The sequence below is a fragment of the Hymenobacter polaris genome (assembly GCF_012927305.1).
Classification (GTDB): domain Bacteria; phylum Bacteroidota; class Bacteroidia; order Cytophagales; family Hymenobacteraceae; genus Hymenobacter; species Hymenobacter polaris.
In genome coordinates this window covers 1,093,024-1,110,416 of record NZ_JABBGH010000001.1, presented here as the reverse complement: position 1 = coordinate 1,110,416, position 17,393 = coordinate 1,093,024, and the positions used below count along the sequence as shown (strand labels likewise).

The 17,393-nt window shown below is 65.0% G+C and carries 12 protein-coding genes; 6 read left to right on the top strand and 6 right to left on the bottom strand.

Annotation, left to right across the window (positions count from 1 at the left end):
- Positions 1–21 precede the first annotated feature (21 nt).
- Together ligA and HHL22_RS04680 are read right to left on the bottom strand one after the other, a co-directional pair.
- Entirely contained in the window at positions 22–2,091 is a 2,070-nt protein-coding gene (ligA, locus tag HHL22_RS04685) for an NAD-dependent DNA ligase LigA (RefSeq protein WP_169529789.1), read from the bottom strand.
- A gap of 191 nt (positions 2,092–2,282) precedes the next feature.
- Positions 2,283–2,528 carry a hypothetical protein gene (locus tag HHL22_RS04680; RefSeq protein WP_169529788.1) on the bottom strand — a complete coding sequence of 82 codons (246 nt, stop codon included), beginning with the start codon at positions 2,526–2,528 and terminating at the stop codon, positions 2,283–2,285.
- Between the two features lie 201 nt (positions 2,529–2,729).
- Between HHL22_RS04680 and HHL22_RS04675 the strand changes: the two genes are divergently transcribed.
- From HHL22_RS04675 to HHL22_RS04665, 3 genes are all read left to right on the top strand, one after another.
- Entirely contained in the window at positions 2,730–3,029 is a 300-nt protein-coding gene (locus tag HHL22_RS04675) for a hypothetical protein (protein ID WP_169529787.1), read from the top strand.
- Positions 3,022–3,369, top strand: coding sequence for a hypothetical protein (locus HHL22_RS04670; RefSeq protein ID WP_169529786.1), 348 nt, complete (start codon positions 3,022–3,024; stop codon positions 3,367–3,369). The genes HHL22_RS04675 and HHL22_RS04670 overlap by 8 nt, the downstream gene beginning before the upstream one ends.
- Positions 3,370–3,544: 175 nt before the next feature.
- Positions 3,545–4,204, top strand: a complete 660-nt coding sequence (locus HHL22_RS04665) for a cytochrome c oxidase subunit 3 (RefSeq protein WP_169529785.1) — start codon at positions 3,545–3,547, stop codon at positions 4,202–4,204.
- Between the two features lie 200 nt (positions 4,205–4,404).
- Here the strand turns inward: HHL22_RS04665 and HHL22_RS04660 are convergent, their stop codons facing one another.
- On the bottom strand, positions 4,405–6,693 hold the full coding sequence (locus tag HHL22_RS04660; protein WP_169529784.1) for a T9SS type B sorting domain-containing protein: 2,289 nt from the start codon (positions 6,691–6,693) through the stop codon (positions 4,405–4,407).
- 269 nt (positions 6,694–6,962) lie between these two features.
- Between HHL22_RS04660 and HHL22_RS04655 the strand changes: the two genes are divergently transcribed.
- Positions 6,963–9,020, top strand: coding sequence for a M1 family aminopeptidase (locus tag HHL22_RS04655; RefSeq protein WP_169529783.1), 2,058 nt, complete (start codon positions 6,963–6,965; stop codon positions 9,018–9,020).
- A gap of 482 nt (positions 9,021–9,502) precedes the next feature.
- Here the strand turns inward: HHL22_RS04655 and HHL22_RS04650 are convergent, their stop codons facing one another.
- From HHL22_RS04650 to HHL22_RS04640, 3 genes are all read right to left on the bottom strand, one after another.
- Complete coding sequence (locus tag HHL22_RS04650) at positions 9,503–11,866, bottom strand: FtsX-like permease family protein (protein WP_169529782.1); 2,364 nt, start codon at positions 11,864–11,866, stop codon at positions 9,503–9,505.
- 150 nt (positions 11,867–12,016) lie between these two features.
- Positions 12,017–12,700, bottom strand: coding sequence for an ABC transporter ATP-binding protein (locus HHL22_RS04645; RefSeq protein ID WP_169530970.1), 684 nt, complete (start codon positions 12,698–12,700; stop codon positions 12,017–12,019).
- Positions 12,701–12,862: 162 nt separating this feature from the next.
- Complete coding sequence (locus tag HHL22_RS04640) at positions 12,863–14,122, bottom strand: efflux RND transporter periplasmic adaptor subunit (RefSeq protein ID WP_169529781.1); 1,260 nt, start codon at positions 14,120–14,122, stop codon at positions 12,863–12,865.
- Positions 14,123–14,426: 304 nt separating this feature from the next.
- Between HHL22_RS04640 and HHL22_RS04635 the strand changes: the two genes are divergently transcribed.
- On the top strand, positions 14,427–15,800 hold the full coding sequence (locus HHL22_RS04635; RefSeq protein ID WP_169529780.1) for a sigma-54-dependent transcriptional regulator: 1,374 nt from the start codon (positions 14,427–14,429) through the stop codon (positions 15,798–15,800).
- On the top strand, positions 15,790–17,145 hold the full coding sequence (locus tag HHL22_RS04630) for a sensor histidine kinase (RefSeq protein WP_169529779.1): 1,356 nt from the start codon (positions 15,790–15,792) through the stop codon (positions 17,143–17,145). Before HHL22_RS04635 ends, HHL22_RS04630 begins: the two co-directional genes overlap by 11 nt.
- The last annotated feature ends 248 nt before the right edge of the window (positions 17,146–17,393 follow it).

Here is a 17,393-nt window from a genome sequence, read left to right as displayed (position 1 = left end):
CGCTTGGCTTTTCGCCCTAGCCTAAAAAAGCTCGCCCTGCTGCCCGGCCGCCGGTAGCTCATCGGTAGGCTCGTCGGTTGCGCCGCCGGTGGGTAGTAGCGCCAGTAGCTCCTGCTCAGAGATGATGGGCACCTTGAGCGTGGTAGCTTTTTCGCGCTTGGCGGGGCCCATATTTTCGCCGGCTACCAGGTAGCTCAGCTTCTTGGAGATAGAGCCCGTGATTTTGCCGCCGTGCTGCTGAATGAGGTCCTGTAGCTGCTCGCGGCTGTAGTTTTCGAACACGCCCGACAGCACGAAGGTGAGGCCCGCCAGGCGGTCGCTCACGGCCCTAGGCGGCTCGCCGCTGGCTGCTAGCTGCACACCAGCGGCGGCCAGGCGCTGCACCAGCGCCTGATTTTCGGGCTGCTGGCTCCACAGCGCCACCGAGTCGGCAATCACGCCGCCTACCTCGGGCACGGCCGCCAACTCGGCGGCCGGCGCAGCCATAATAGCGGCCATGGTGCGGTAGTGCTGAGCCAGCTTTTGGGCCACCGTTTCGCCCACGTAGCGAATGCCCAGGCCAAAAAGCACGCGCTCGAAGGGCACGGTCTTGCTTTTTTCGATGCCCGCCAGCAGGTTGTCGATGGATTTCTCCCCTAGGCGCTCCAGGGTCACCAGCTCGGGGCGCCGCTGGGGCAGGTCGTAAATATCGGCGGGTGTATTCACCAAGCCCAGGTCGAAGAAGCGGCCCACGGTTTCGGCCCCTAAGCCGTCGATGTTCAGCGCCTTGCGCGACACGTAGTGCTCGAGCCGGGCCTTGCTCTGGGGTGGGCAGCCGCGCTCGTTGGGGCAGCGGAAGTGGGCCTCGCCCTCGGGGCGCACCAGCGGGGTGCCGCAGGCCGGGCACTCGGTGGGGAAGCGCACCGGGATGGCCTCGGCGGGCCGCGCGGCCAGGTCCACGCCTGTGATTTTGGGGATAATCTCGCCGCCTTTCTCCACAAAGACCATATCGCCCAGGCGCAAATCGAGCAGGGCTATCTGGTTGGCATTGTGCACGCTGGCGCGCTTGACAATGGTGCCGGCCAGCGGCACGGGGTCGAGCAGCGCCACGGGCGTGACGGCCCCCGTGCGGCCCACGTTGTAGATAATTTCGTTGAGGCGAGTGCGGGCCGCCGCCGTGGGGTACTTGTAGGCGATGGCCCAGCGCGGGCTTTTGGCGGTGAGGCCCAGCTGGTCCTGCTGGCGCAGGTCGTCTACCTTTATTACGATGCCGTCGGTGTTGACGGGCAGCTCGAAGCGCTTCTGGGCCCACTCGTGGATGTAGTCGAGCACCTCCTGCAGGTTGGCGCAACGCCGCCAGGTGGGCGACACCGGCAGGCCCCAGGCGGTGGCGGCCTCCAGGGCGGCGCTGTGGCTGGCAAAATGCCGGCCCGGCGTGAGCACCGAGTAGGCGTAGAAGCGCAGCCGCCGCGCCGCTACCAGGGTAGAATCCTGCAGCTTGAGGGCGCCACTGGCCGCGTTGCGCGGGTTGGCCAGCAGCGCCTCGCCGTTTTGCTCGCGCTCCTGGTTGAGGTCGTCGAATACCTGATTGGGCATGAACACCTCACCGCGCACCTCGGCGTCGGCCGGAAATTCGCCGTGCAGGTGCAAAGGCAGGGTACGAATAGTGCGCACGTTGGCCGTCACCACGTCGCCGCGAGTGCCGTCGCCGCGCGTCACGCCCTGGTGCAGCTCGCCATTTTCGTACCCTAGGCTCATCGCTACGCCGTCAAACTTTTGTTCGCACACGTAGGCGTAGGCCGCGCCTTCGAGGCCGCGCTGCACGCGCTCGTCAAACTCGCGCAGGTCGTCTTCCGAGTACGTGTTGCCTAAGCTCAGCATGGGGTAGCGGTGCGTAGCCTGGGCAAACTGCTTGGTGACGGTGCCACCCACGCGCTGGGTGGGCGAGTTGGGCGAGGCCAGGCTCGGGTAGTCCTTTTCAAGCTGAGTAAGCTCGGCCAACAGGCGGTCAAACTCCTGGTCACTCACCTCAGAGATGTCGTGCTGATAATACTGATTGTTAAGGTAATGCAGGCGTTGGGTGAGTGCCTGAATGCGGACTAGGGGTTCCATGTAAGTAAGCTGTTAGCTGGTAGCAGTTGGCCGTTAGCTTTGGGTGGGGTGCGGCTGAATAGGCTAGGGGACTACAACAAAAGAACGTCATGCTGAGCTTGCCGAAGCATCTCTACCGCATCGTATGGCGTGGTAGAGATGCTTCGGCAAGCTCAGCATGACGTTCTTTTGTTTCAGAAATTCGCTGGTAACTAGCAGCTAACGGCTACCAGCTGCGCGTAGGCGGGGTGCACGTAGGTGCTGCTGCCGCCTTGCTCGGCGGCTTTCTTACCCTGCTCCTCGGTGCGGGCGGGCGGCGCGTTGTCATCGGCGCCCGGCTGGCCCTGGGCCTCCTTGACTTCGGTCGGAATGATGGGCTCAGCCGGCGACTGGGGCTTGAAGCGGGCGATGAGCAAAAAGGCGATGGTGGCGGCGACAAACCAGAGGAAGAACTTCATAACGCAAAAACTAAACAACGTGACGCGGCAAACTTACGGCCGCCGCCGGGATGGTAGGCTACTTAAAGGGCTAGGGGTAGTTTAACGGCAAAACGCGTCGCGGGTAGGTAGCAAGCCGGCTGATTGGCCGCCAGGGCGTTGTTTTGCGTACCTGGCAGGAATTTCCAGCCCTATTTTTCACCTAGCCACCCACTCCTTCCCATGCCCGACCAACCCACCTCACTGGCCGAAACGGCCCTTAACCTGCTCGCCAAGCTCTCGGGCGGGGTCGAGCTGAACTTGTCGTTTGACCAGGTAGAACTGCAGGTGCCCAACCAGCAGACGCCCGGTGGCCCCGCTGCCACCTGGAAGCTCAACGGCGCCTTGCGCATCCGCACCAAGAGCGAGCCCGCGCCAGCCGCCCCCGCTGCGCCTACTGTGCGCGTCGACCCGCCCGCGCCTAGCGGCCGGCCGCAGCCCAGCTTCGGCGCCAACACTTCCGACGCGCTGCCGCGTGGCTAGTGGCCTCGACATCGAAGCCAGCCTGGTGCTAACCTGGCCGGGCGGGCACGAACTGCAGCTGGCGGCGGCGGGTTCGTATCTCATTCTCAACGTGCCCAGCCAGCAGGTGCTCGACCTCATAACGGCGGGCCCGCCGGGCGCCCCTAGGGCCGCCAAGCCAGCCAAGGCGCCCCGGCCCGACCCGCTGCAGGTGGTGCACGAGCTAGCCCGCGCCCTAGGGCTGGTGCTCGACTTGCGGGTGGGCGGCAAAACCTACGTCGTGTTTGGCCTGCCCGACCGCCGCAGCCCCAAAATCACGCTGAGCGCGGTGCTGGGCAAAATCGGCTCGTTCTTCAGCTAGGCCGGGTGGCGGGCTGGGTGGCAGCGTGGCCCTGGGGGCGGGTAGGGGCCTAGGTAAAAAATCCGGGCAAAAGGCTGCTGCGCCGCAACTTATTGGGGGCCGGGCAGCTTTAGGATATAGGAAATATACTAGCTTTAGAGCTGCCATTTTCGGCAGTTAGCTCCCACGTACAGCTATGCGGAACGCGCCTGATAATGAGCCTAATAAACCCATAGGGGCCGGCCGCCACCCCGCCCGCGAGTCGGCCTTTAGCCGCATCGAGCGCCTGCCGCCGCTGCAGTTAATGCTGTACCTGGCCCTGCTGGGCATTACGATACTATTTGGGGTGCTGGTGGCGCTGTACGCGGCCTCGCGGGGCTACAGCTCGCTGCCCATCGGCACGCACCCCTTTCCGCGCTACTTTTCGCTGAGCACGGTGGTGCTGCTGGTCTCGTCGTACACCCTGGCGCAGGCCCCGCGCCTGTACAAGGCCGACGACTTGCCCAATCTGGTGCGCTGCCTGGCGGCTACGCTGCTGCTGGGCTGCATTTTTAGCGGCCTGCAGGTACAGGGCTGGCGCGAGCTGATACAGCAGGGCGTTTTCTTCACTGGTGAGCGCAGCGGCACGTTCGTGTACGTTATTTCGGGCCTGCATGTGGCGCACGTGCTGGTGGGCCTGCTGGCGCTGCTGGCCCAGCTGCTGCGCACCGCCTACGCCGCCCGCGACGGCGTGCGGACGCTAGTGTTCATTCGCAACCCCTACTACCGCCGCCGGCTGCGGCTGCTCGGCATTTACTGGCACTTCATCGACGCGCTGTGGGTCGTGCTGTTCAGCGTGTTTCTGTTCCTCTACTAATCACGGATTACGCGGATTTTAGCGGATTTCACGGATTTTGTGGATGATTCGCCTAGGCCCCCGCTGCATGAAAAAGGCCGCTCCAAGGAGCGGTCTTTCCTGTCTTTTCTAATTTGACCTACTTTAGTAATAACTAAGTACGAACCCTAGCGCCGTCCACAAAATCCGTGAAATCCGCTAAAATCCGCGTAATCCGTGATTTATTGGATAACCTCCACCCAGCCTTTGTAGCGGCGGCCGGTGCTGTATATTAGGAGGTAGTAGTAGATGCCCGCGGTGCCCTCGCCGCCCCAGGTGAAGTTGCGGTCGGCGGACTGGTACACCTGGCGGCCCCAGCGCGTAAAGATGCGGATTTCGGAAAAGCGCGAGTCGCAGAAATCAGCTGGCAGGCTGCGCATCGTAAAAAGGCGGTTGGCCAGGTTGGCGCCGGTGGGCAGAATAAGGTTGGGCGGGTTGAACTGCGACGTGTCGGGGTTGATGACCTGAAAGCGCACCGTTTGGGTTTGGGGCTGCGGGCGGCAGGTAGTCTCCTGCAATTGGAACGTGACAGTGAGGATTTGCGCCTGCCCGCTCAACACGGTGCTGGCGTCGCAGGTGGGCTGCCAGGTAAAGGTGCCCGCCGCCTGGCCGGCCGGGCTAGGGGTGGTAGCCAAGCGCATGCCGGCCGCCGCCAGGTCGAAGTTGTCGCCGGCGGCGCTCAGCGCCAGCACGTCGCGGTCGGCGTCGAGGCCGGCCAGGGTGGCCGTGTAGGTTTGCCCTAGGGCTACCTTAATGAGCGGCGGGGGGCTAGGGCTGCCGCTGGCAGCGGCGCCCGCAAAGGTGGACGTGAGTACCGGGGGCGCGTTGGCGTAGTCTACCACGTAGGCCACGCGGAGGCTGGCGGCTGTTTGCGTGGTGTTGCAGGCCGAAGTCGAGCTGGCCCCAAACGTGAGGGTTTGCACCTGGCCCGGCGGCGTGGTCACGGCCGAGCAGCCCACCAGCCAGCTGAAGTGCCCCACCCGCCGGGTGCCCGCCTGGGCTTCCAGGGCCAGGGTGCCGCCCGCACCCCCGCTCATGGTCAGGCTGAGCGGGTCGGCGTCGGGGTCAGTGGCCGTTAGGTCGAAGGCCAGGGTTTGGCCCACGCGCAGGTGTAGGGGCTGGGCCGCGGCGGTGCTCACCAAGGTAGGCGGCGCGTTGGGCGGCAGCACGGCCGTGAAGGCCACGTGCACCGTGTCGTGTTTAGGCAGCGAGCAGCCGTTGTCGGCCACCAGCACGTCGAAGTGCCGCACCAGGCCGCGGGTATCAGCGCAGTCCGGAAAGCAGAGGCTGGCCACCAGCGTATCGGGCTGGCCGGCTACGTGCACCGTACCCGTGGTGGCGGTAGTGAAGGTGGGCATGGGCCCGGTATAGTCGCGGCTTAGCAGGCTGAGGGTCAGCCGCGAGCTGGCGTCGGGGTCGGTGAAGCGCAGGCGCACGCAGCGTGCACTGCCCGGCGTGAGGTGCAGCGTGTCGCGGCCGGGGCGGTACAGCACGTTGCCGGTGGGGCTGGGCAGCAGCGCCAGGCTAGGGGCGTGGTTGACGGGGCAGACCAGCACCTGGAGCTGGAAGTCGCGCCGCGTTTCGCCAATCTTGGTGCCCCGCCGAAACTCCTGGCAGCGCACCCCAAACACGAACAGCCCCGTGCGGCTGGGGCGCACCTGCAGCCGCCCCGTGCGCGCCCCAATAGTAAGGGCCGGGCTGCCCGGAATCTGGTTGAGTGTGCTCAGGCCGGGGTTCCAGTTCACCAGCGTGTAGGGGGCGGCCTGCGGGTCGGGCTTGGGCGTGGTGGCCGTGGCGTGGCCGTTGAGGGGCGTCACCAGGTCGTACACCAGCGAGTCGCCGTCGGGGTCCTGGCCCCCAAAATCATACGTAAACACCTCGCCCAGGCAGGCGTAGTCGGCCAGCGGTGGAAAGATGCGCGGCGTCGAGTCGCGGAAGGGTTGCCCACCGCGCACCACGGCTGGAAACTCCAGGTAAAACGTTTGGGCCGCCGCGCCGGGATTCACGATGTTGCCGATGGTCACGTTGCGGCAGCAGCGCTCCACGGCCGCGTAGTAGCCCTGCGCGCCGTTGTAGATGCCGGCCGGCAGGCTTAGGCGGCTGCGGTAAATCAGCTGCTTGGTGCTCAGCGAGCCCACCGTGCAGGCCGGGTTGGTGTAGGCCACGTAGGTGTTGCTGATGAGCGGCAGCACCAGCGTGGCCAGCTGCCGGTTGGTAGCCTTGTCGTAGATGCCGGCCGTCAGCTCGTCGTCGAGCGCGCCGGGGCTGCCGTTCACGGCGTCGAAGTACAGGTTCAGCGTCAGCTGGTAAGTGTCGCCGCTGATGTACTGCAAGTCCATTTCGCCGCCCACGATGTGGGTGGCCTGGGCGCGCAGGGCGGCCCCCAGCAGCAGGGCCAGCAGCCACCCCAGCCGCCAGTTACCCCCGCCCGGCCAGGAATTCGTCATCCACCTAAAGTAGCGATGTAGCATAGCGAAGCGAGAGGAGAAAGCTAGCGCGGGCCATCAGCGCCGTGGCAGCGCTGGGCGCTCACGCGCGGTTCAGTAAAATTGTTAGAATTTCCGTCAGAAATTACATGCGGCAACCTGAAAATCGACGGCCAGGCGCTGGGCCGCGCCCAATGCGCCGGCTGGCCCTAGGTACTTGGCCCGGCTAAACCCCGCGCTAGCAAGCACCAGGAGCTTGAGCTAGGCCCCGTTGCGCTAACGCCGCCCGTCCGCCTTTTAGTGCTACCCCCACCATGCAAAAATTTACCTTTTTTATCCTAGGGCTGCTCGGCTGGCTGGCCGCCCCGGCTGGCGCGCAGCGAGTGGGCTTCGACCCGGCGGGCGCCGACGCCCTAGGCTGCTACCAGGCCCGCGTGGCCGGCGCCCAGCGCCTCGCCGCAGCCGCGACGGTGCCGCTGCGCCACCGCCAAAAAATGGACCGCTACGACGTGCAGTGGTACAAGCTCGACCTGACGCTCGCCAATACCTCGCTCGGCGTGGCGGGCTCGGGGCTGCTGCGGGTGCGGGTGCGGCAGGCCCTCGACTCGGTGGCCTTCGAGCTGTACCAGGCGCCGGCCGGGGCCGCGGCCGGGGCCCCCACGCTGCTCATCGACTCGGTGGTGGCCGGTGGGCGGCGCTCGCCGGGTATTTTGCGCCAGGGCCAGGCCGTGACGGCCGCCCTGGCCCAGCCCGCACCCGCCGGCGCGGTGCTCGACGTGCGGGTGTATTACCACGGCACGGCGCCCTACGCCGGGCCCGCCGCGCCGGGCGCCGGCAACGGCCTGCGCCACTACAACGCCTACGGCCTAGGCGGCACCAGCTACCCCTACCAGGTGACGGCCAGCCTGACCGAGCCGTTTTTTGCCCACGAGTGGTTTCCCTGCAAGCAGGTGCTCACCGACAAGGCCGACTCGGCGGCCGTGTCCGTGACGACGGCCGCCACCAATAAGGTGGGCTCCAACGGGCTGCTGCGGCGCACGGTGGCGCTGCCCGGCGGCCAGGTGCGCTACGAGTGGAGCACCCGCCATCCCATTGACTACTACCTCATTTCGGTGGCCGTGGCGCCCTACGTCGAGGCCCTGAGCTACGCCAATCCCGCGGGTGGCCCTAGGGTGCCCGTCCTCGACTACCTCTACGACCAGCGCACCCTGGACTACTACCAGAGCCAACTCGCGCTCACGCCGGGCTTTATCGAAAACTACTCGCGGCTGGTGGGCACCTATTTCTTCGCCGACGAGAAATACGGCCACGCCCTAGCCCCCATTGGCGGCGGCATGGAGCACCAAACCATGACCACCCAGGACGGCTTCACCTTCACGCTGAACGCGCACGAGCTGTTCCACCAGTGGTTTGGCGACAACGTGACTTGCGCCTCGTGGCAGGATATCTGGCTCAACGAAGCCTTTGCCTCCTACGGCGAGTACTTGTCGCTGCAGGCCTTCGACACGCCCGCCGCCGCCCGCGCCTGGATGGACGACGCCCAGGCCCGCGCCCACCTCGACAATACCGGCACCGTGCTCGTGCCCGACACCACCAGCGCAGACCGCATTTTCAACTACAACCTGACCTATAAAAAAGGCGCCGCCGTGGTGCACCTGCTGCGCTACCTCTGCCAGGACGACGCCCGCTTTTTCCGGGTGCTGCGCACGTATCAGCAGCAGTACAGCGGCAGCACGGCCCGCACCGCCGATTTGCAGCGCCTGTTTGAGGCCGAGCTGGGCACCCCGCTCGACTATTTCTTTGCTCAGTGGTACCGCGGCCAGGGCTACCCCAGCTTGGCCGTGCGCTGGAACCAGGCCGGCAGCACCCTAGCCCTGCAAGTTACCGAAACCGTGACTACGCCCGCCGCCACCCCCTTTTTCCGCACCGACGTGGAGTATCAGCTCACCTTTGCGGACGGCAGCCAGCAGCTGCTGCGCCTGCCCCAAACCCAGGCCACCCAAACCTATACCGTGCCCGTGGGCGGTGCCGTGCAAAGCATTGTGGTAGACCCTAGCGGATGGCTGCCCGACCTGCCCGGCCCCGTGCAACACGATGCTACCCTGGTGCTGGCCACCCGCCCGGCCCAGGTCACCACGCTCGGCGCCTACCCCAATCCTTGCCGCGAACAGTTGAAAATCAGCGATTTGCCAGCTAGTATCGTCGCCGCTGAGGTGTATGATGCCCTGGGGCGCTTGGTGCTGCGCCAGCCCCTAGGGGCCGCGCCGCCCGTGCTGGTTACGGCTTCCCTGGCCCCCGGCCTCTACGTGCTGCGCCTGTTGAGTGCCGACGGCGCCGAGCTAGGCCGCCTACGCTTCGCCCGCGCCGAGTAGGTGGCAGTAGTGGGGGTAGCCCTAGAGTGGGAACAGAAAATAGCCCTAGGCCAATTCGTTGAATGACGCTCCCAATTAGAGAAGGCGCGCAAGGTGCGAAGTTGCCCCGCTGCAAAGGCTTCGGATAGGGTAAAGTCGTAGCGGCCTAGCCTATTGACGTATTCAGGCAGCAATGGCGAGAGGCGCGCCACCTCGTCCGGGTTCAGGACTTTTCGGTTGCTTGCCGCTACTCCAGCGCCTGCTGCTATAGCGGATGTTCCACAGCACCAAAGCGTTCACAGCTAGTTCTAACGCCCCTAACTAGTTCCCCTTCCCTCGCAGTAGTGCTGGCGCAGTTCCCCTTTCTCGCCATAGAAGGCGGCACGGGCCGGCGCGTGGCGACCATCGCCGTGGTTGAGCTGCACTGAGATGCGCCGCTGGCAGGTCTCATCGGGTTAGTCACCTATCCATTGGCGATTCTGAGCAGACAGCCTAACTTCCTCTCACTCGGCCCGCAAACTCAGCACGGGGTGGCGGCGGGCGGCTCGCCAGGCCTGCACGCTCACGGTGAGCCAGGCAATGAGTAGGGCCCCTAGGCCGGCCGCCGCGAAGTACCACCACTGCCACGCCACGCGGTAGGCGAAGCCCTCCAGCCACCGTTGCAGCAGCAGGTAGCTCAGGGGCAGCGCCAGCGCGATGGCCGCGACCACCAGCCAGGTCAGGCTGCTGGTCAATAGCCACACGATGCCCAGCTCGCTCGCGCCTAAGGCCTTGCGGATGCCGATTTCCTTGCGCCGCCGCTCGGCCGTGAATGCCGCCAGCCCCAACAGGCCTAGGGCCGAGATGAGAATGGCCAGCCCGGCGAAGTAGCGGGCGAGCACCGCCACCCGCCGCTCGGCCACGTACTGCGCCTGGTAGTCGACATCTAGAAACGAGTAGTCGAGCGTGAAGCCGGGGTTGTAGGCGGCGTACAGCTGCTGCAGCTGCGCAATCGTGGGCTGCTCCGCGCCTGGCTGGAGCTTGACCAGCACCGTATTTATCGAGGGGTCGAGCTGGAGCAGCAGGGGCTTGATTTTTTCGTGCAGCGACTCGTAGTGGAAGTCGCGGACCACGCCCACGATGCGGCCCCCGTCGAGCTGCTGGCCCACGGGGTCGGGCATGCCTAGGCTGGCCACCAGGGTCTGGTTGACGAGGATGGCGGCGCTGTCGGCGCGGAACTGCGGCGCAAAGCTGCGGCCGGCTACCAGGTGTATGCCCATCGTTTCCACCAGGTCGTAATTGACCAGCATCGTCGCGACGGGCAGGCGCCTGCCCCGCCAGCGCATCTCCTCCACGTGGCGCCCCCCTAGGAAGCCGCCCAACACACTGGACGCCTGCACGACGCCGGGCAACTTCCGCACCTCGGCCAGAAACGCTGCCTGCTGGCGCGCCGCCCGGCCGCCCGTATCGAAGCGGAGCACGTGGGCCTTGTCGTAGCCCAGCGGCTGGCGCTGCACAAAGGCCAGCTGCGCGTTGACGACCACCACGGCCACGATGAACAGCACCGAGAGCGTGAATTGCAGCACGACCAGGCCCTGCCGCGTCCACACATCGCCGGCCCGGGTCGGCACCTTGCCTTTGAGCACGGTCGCCGGCTGGAAACCCGACAGGTAGAACGCGGGGTAGCTGCCCGCCAGCAGCCCCGTACCCAGCGCCAGGGCCAGGCCGGCCGCCACCAGCGGCCACTCCCAGCGCAAGGTCAGCGGCTTGCCCGTCAGCGCGCTGAACTGCGGCAGCACGAGCTGCACCAGCCCCACGGCCACGACCAGGGCCAGCAAAGCCATTACCACCGACTCGGTCAGGTACTGTATTACCAGCGCGGCGCGGCTCGCCCCCAAGGCCTTGCGAATGCCCACTTCCTTGACCCGCCGCGAGGCCTTGGCGGTGAACAGGTTCATGAAATTGATGCTGGCAATCACCAGAATGAGCCCTGCAATCAGGGCAAACAGCCGCACATAGACAATGCGCCCCCCGGTAGCGACGCCGTTTTCGTAGGTGCCGTGCAGGTACCCCGCCGAGAACGGCCGCACGAACAGCGTGCGCCCCTGGGCCTGGGCCTGCGCCTGCGCGCTTTTGGTTTTCAGCAAGCCCGCCAGCTTAGCTTGAAACTGCGCGAGGTCGGCCCCCTGCTTCAAGGCCAGGTAAGTAGTGAAGGGGCCGTCGTCGTCCCACTTGATGACTTCGCCCAGATGCATCATGTTTTTGAACGCGGCAAACGGCAGCACGCAGTCGAATTGCTCGGACGAGTTGCGGGGCACGTCGGCAAACACCCCGGCCACCAGGCAGGTCTGCTTGCGGTCGGCCATTTGCCATTCCACGGCTTTGCCCAGGCTGTTCTGCGGCGACCGAAATAGCTTAGTAGCCAGGGCTTCGGAGAGCACAATGGCGTCTTTGTTCCGCAGCACCGTGGCGGGGGTGCCCACCAGCAGGGGGTAGGAAAATAGCTGGAAGAAGGCCGGGTCCGCGTATTTAGGGACGGCATTCAGGTGCTGGCCGCCCGCCGCCAGCGTGAAGCCGGGGAAAAAGGGGACCGGCGTGGTAGTGGCTACCAAGTCAAGCTCCGGCATTTCCCGCCGCAGGGCCTCGGCCAGCAGCGGGTTGGTACCGGTTTGGGTTTCGATGCCGGCGGCCGTGCGGCGGTTTTCCAGCACTTGGTAGAGACGGCTGTCCAGGACGTGGTAGCGGTCGAAGCTGCGCTCGTCGCTTACCCACAGGTAGATGAGCAGCGCGCAGGCCAGGCCGGTTGAGAGGCCAACCAGGTTGATGAAGAACGTGCCTTTGAACCGCTTGAAGTTGCGGTAGAGGAGCAGCAGGGGGTAGGGCAGCATGGGGAGGGATAATTATTGCGGTTCTCAGGTTCGTGTACATCGCCCACCCCGGCAGACCCCACCCCCGGCCCCTCCCCTCCGGGAGAGGGGAGGGGCCGGGGGTGGGGTCTGCCGGGGTGGGCGACTATGTATAGCGACTTGAGAACTGCTTTAGAATTGGCTGCGGCTGTGTTCCAGCACCACCTGCCCGTCGAGCAGGCGGACGACGCGCCGGGCGTACCGGGCGTCGTGCTCGGAGTGCGTGACCATGAGCACGGTGGTACCCGCCTCGTTCAGCTCGGTCAGCAGGCCCAGCACGTCGTGGCCGCTGGCCGAGTCGAGGTTGCCGGTGGGCTCGTCGGCCAGCAGCAGCGGCGGGGCGTTCACCACAGCGCGGGCCACGGCCGCGCGCTGCTGCTGCCCACCCGAGAGCTGCAACGGAAAGTGGTTGCGCCGGTGCAGCAGCTGCATCTTCTCCAGCACCTGTTCCACCCGCTGCCGCCGCTCGGCGGCCCCCACGCCGAGGTAGCGCAGGGGCAACTCCACGTTTTCGAACACTGTCAGTTCGTCAATCAAATTGAAGCTCTGAAACACAAAGCCCAGGCTGCGCTTGCGTAGCTCGGCCCGCTGGCGCTCGGAGTAGCGGCTGGTTTCGGTGCCCAGCAGTTGCAGGCTGCCGCCGTCGGGCTCGTCGAGCAAACCCAGCAGGTTGAGCAGCGTCGATTTGCCGCAGCCCGAGGGGCCCATGATGGCCACAAACTCCCCCTGCTCCACCGTCAGCGAGACGTGGTTCAGCGCCTTGGTTTGCACCTCCTCGGTGCGGTACACCTTTTCCAGGTTTTCGGTCTTAATCATGGGGTTCATGTTTTTAGGGTAAGCTGTCATGCTGAGCGGAGCGCAGCGCAGTCGAAGCATCTCTACCGCTTCGTTGCTAGTAGTAAAGAGTTAGTTCACCGGTAGAGATGCTTCGACTGCGCTGCGCTCAGCATGACGACCTATTTGAATCTTTAGTAAACCCTAGGGCCGGCCATTATCCAGCACCAGTTCCTGCTGGTCGGTGTAGCCTTCGTAGCTGGACGTTACCACCTGGTCGCCGGGTTGCAGGCCGGCCAGCACTTCGTAGTAGTCGGGGTTCTGCCGACCCAGCCGGATGGCCACCCGCTGGGCGCGGGTGCCGTCGGCCCCTAGCTTGAACGCCCAGTTGCCCACGGTTTGCTGATAAAAGCCGCCTTTTGGCAGCAGCACCGCCGGGGCCTTCGCGCTCAGCGCCAGCCGGATGGGCAAAGTCTGGCCCCGCCGCAGGCCCGGTGGCGGGGGGCCGGTAAAGGCCAGGTCAATTTGCAGGCCTTTGGCCACTTGGGCAAAGATTTTAGTCACGCGCAAGGCATACGCCTGGCCCTCCACCACCACTTCGCCCACTTGACCGGCCGCGATACGGGCAATGTAAAACTCGTCCACTGCGGCGTGCAGTTTCACGCCCGCCGGCGCGTCAATCTGCCCCAGGCGCTGGCCCCGGGTTTTGGCCTCGCCCACTTCGGCGGCCAGCGAGCTGAGGCGCCCGCCGATTGGGGCGCGCAGCAGCAGGTCGTCCAGCTGGCGCCGCATCAGGGCCAGGTTGCTGGTCATGCGCTGCACCGACTCCTGCATGGTGCCCAGCTGCTGCTGCATGGCGATAGAATCCTGGCGCAGGGTCTGCTGCGTGAGCTGCCGCCGGCGCAGCTGGTAGCGGTAGGCGTTCTGGCTTTGCAGGTAGTCTTGCCGCGCAATCACCTTCTGGTCGTAGAGCACCTGGTTGGTGTCGAACACCCGCCGGGCCTCGGCCAGCTGGAAGTCGATGTCGGCCAGCTGGTTTTGGCGCAGGATGCGGTTTTGCAGCAGCTGGGTGCGGGTGTTGCGCAGGTTGTTCATCAGGTCGTACACGGCCGTTTCGCGGTTTACCATTTCCAGCTGCAGGTCGGGGTTGGCTAGCCGGAGCAGGGGCTGGCCCGCCGTGAGGGTCGCGCCTTCCTCCACCAGTACTTGCTGCACGGTGCCGGCTTCCGGCGCATCCAGGTACACGGTGTGCAGGGGCTGCACCACCCCGTCGATAGCCGTAAACTCCTGAAAATTGCCCCGCGTAACGGAACTGATAGTCAGTCGGCTAGCCGCCACGTGCAGCCGCTGCCCCGGCCTAGGCCAGTAGCGCACGGCCGCGCCCGTGCCGGCCAGCACCAGGGCCCCCAGCCACCACCAGCGGGTGATAAACGACCACTTTTTCTTTGGTATCAGGACATCCATTTGGTTCGGCGCAGGCACTAGCCGCAAAAAGCTATCGGCCGCAGGTGCCAAGAATGATGCCTTACTCGCAAAGTATTGCTAATCAAAAGTCTAAATTTTAAGCTCTGGTTGCCAGCTTCCGCCAAGCGTCCGGTTCTGACACAGTTGACCGTTCGGTTCTGATACAGTCCGAATTCATTGCCAGACCAAAAACAGCCTGGCCGACTGAAACCCAATATTTTCCGAGGCCTGCACGGTTTATGTGGCCTGCCTTGGGCGGGTAACTGCCAGCCCCGACTTTTACGTTTTACCAAGCCGCTGCTTCATGAACCTTAAACACGCCCGCATCCTGGTGGTAGACGACGAGCGCGACGTGCTGTTCGCCCTCCAGTTGCTGCTCAAAAGTGAGGTGCGGGAAGTCGTGACGGAGCGCAACCCCGAGCTGCTGCTCTCCCTGCTCCGCCAGCAGCCCTTCGATGCCGTGCTGCTCGACATGAACTACCGCAGCGGCCAGGCGACGGGCAACGAGGGCTTCTACTGGCTAGGCCGCATCCGGGAGCACGCCCCCACCACGGCCGTACTCCTCCTTACGGCCTACGGCGACGTGCGCACGGCCGTGCGCGCCCTCAAGGCCGGTGCTACCGACTTCCTGCTCAAGCCCTGGCACAACGACCAGCTGCTGCAAACGCTGGCCGCCGCCCTCCAACCCACACCTAGCAGCAAAAGAGGGAGTAGCCCGAAGAAAGCAGCTGCGCCGGCCGCCGCTACTGCGCTACTCGGCGAGTCGGCCGCCATGCAGGAAGTGCGCGCCATCATTGAAAAGGTTGCTCCGACCGAAGCCAACGTGCTGCTGCTCGGCGAGAACGGCACGGGCAAGGAGCTGGCGGCCAGGTCCCTGCACGAGCAGTCGCGCCGCGCCGCCCGGCCCTTCGTGGCCGCCGACGTGGCCGCGCTCAGCGAGGGGCTATTTGAAAGCGAGCTGTTTGGGCACCTCAAGGGTGCGTTCACGGATGCCCAGGCTAGCCGCGTGGGCCGGTTCGAGGCGGCCACCGGCGGCACCTTGTTTCTGGACGAGATTGGCAACATCGGCCTGCCGCAGCAAGCCAAGCTGCTCACGGCCCTGCAAAACCGCCAGGTGGTGCCCGTGGGCAGCAACACCCCCGTGCCGGTGGACATCCGGCTGGTGTCGGCCACCAACGCCCCGCTGCACGCCCTGGTAGCCCGCGGTGCTTTCCGCCAGGACTTGATGTACCGCCTCAACACGGTCGAAATTACGCTGCCGCCCCTGCGCGAGCGGGCCGACGACGTGCCACTGCTGGCCCAGCACTTCGCGCAGATGTACGCCGCTCGCAACCGACAACCCGTGCCGGAATTCAGCGCCGCGGCCCTGCGCAAGCTTCGGGAACACCCCTGGCCCGGCAACGTGCGCGAGCTGCAACACGCCGTGGAGCGGGCCGTCATCCTAGGGGCCGGCCCCGTGCTGCTGCCGACCGATTTCTCGTTGCGGCCCCCCGAGTCGGTGGCTGCTTCTACGCCCGCGGCGACTGAGGCTGAGCCTGCGTTGCCGCTGCTGGAAGTAGAGAAAAACACCATTCAGCAGGCCATTGCGCGTCACCAGGGCAACCTCACCAAAGCGGCCAAAGAATTGGGCCTCACCCGCACCGCCCTCTACCGTCGGCTCGATAAGCATGATATTTAATGGCCTGGATATCCGCCTTTTGGGACGGTTGGTGCTGCTGGTAGCCGCGCTAGGCGGGGGCGGGTACACTGCGCTGCACCACGCCCACGGGCTAGCCCTAGGGTCCTTGCTGCTGCTGGTAGGGCTAGTTCTGGAGCTAACCCGCTATTTGACGCGCGGCCAGCAGGCGCTGGCCGACTTTACGCTGGCCCTCCAGTACCGGGATTTTTCGCGGCAGTACCCAGCGCAGTCCGTCCCGGCATCGCTGCGGCCCCTGTACGCGGCCTTTAATCAAGTTAACGCCACCTTTCGGGAGCTGCGGGCCGAGCGGGAAGGGCAGTTTCAGTACCTGCAAACTATCCTGGCCCTGCTTGATACGGGCATCGTGTCTTACGACGCGGCCGGTGCTGTGGCGTGGGTGAACGAAGCGTTTAAGCAGACGCTGCACCTGCCGTACCTGAAAAACATCCGGGCGCTGCAAGCCCGCCAGCCGGTTTTCTACGAAGCCATCTGCCGGGTGGTGCCCGGCCAACCCGTGGTGGTGAAGCTGACGGTGGGTCCTCAAACGGTGCAGCTGCTCGTATCGGCCACGCAGTTTAAGCTGCGCGGCGAAGCGTTTACGCTCCTGGCCTGCAAGAACGTGAGCCAGACCTTAGCTGATACTGAAACGGCCGCCTGGCAGCAGCTGCTCCGGGTGATGACGCACGAAATCATGAACTCAGTCGCCCCCATTGCCTCGCTGGCGGATTCGTTGGGCCGCCACGTGCAGCACGCCCGGCAACAAGAGGCTGCCACCGAACTGCTCGACGACGTGGGCACCGGCATCCGCATCATCCAGCAGCGTAGCGAAGGGCTGCTGCGCTTCGCCCAGGTGTACCGAGACTTTAGCACCATAGCCTCGCCACAGCGCACGACCCTCTACGTGCAGGAACTGTTCCAGACTACCCGGCAGCTCCTGGCGGAGCAGCTAGCCGCACAAGGCATCGAGGTTACTCTTAGCGTACGGCCCGCGCACCTCACCCTGCACGCCGACGGCCACCTGCTGGAGCAAGTGCTTATCAATCTGGTGCTCAATGCGGCGCAGGCGCTCGCGCAAATCCCCACCCCCCGCCTTAGCCTGCTGGCCTGGGCCGATGAGCAGGAGCGGGTAATTATTGAGGTAAAAGACAACGGGAGCGGCATACCGGCCGATGTGCTGGACAGCATCTTTATTCCTTTTTTCACCACCCGCCCCAACGGTTCCGGCATTGGACTGAGCCTGGCCAAGCAAATCATGCAGTTGCACCAGGGCAGCATTCAGGTGCATTCCGTGGCCGGGGCGGGCAGTGCGTTTCAGCTGTGGTTTCCCGGCTCAGTTACCTTCTAGGGGTATGGGCATATCCTACGTTATCTACTTAGGAGTTGCTCATGTATTTCCACTCATAAAGATAGAAATGCGCTAAGCAACGGTAGATGGTGGCCCGGCCGATGCCGATGTCCGATTTCAGCTACTGTCTTGTCCTGCTGTAAATAGAGCGTCTTGACTGCCTGGTCCGCCTTCCCTGGCGCCCTAGGGTCCGCCCCGTCGTTAGGCCGGCTTTGGTACGTTTGCTAATAAGGTTGCGCTTAGATTCA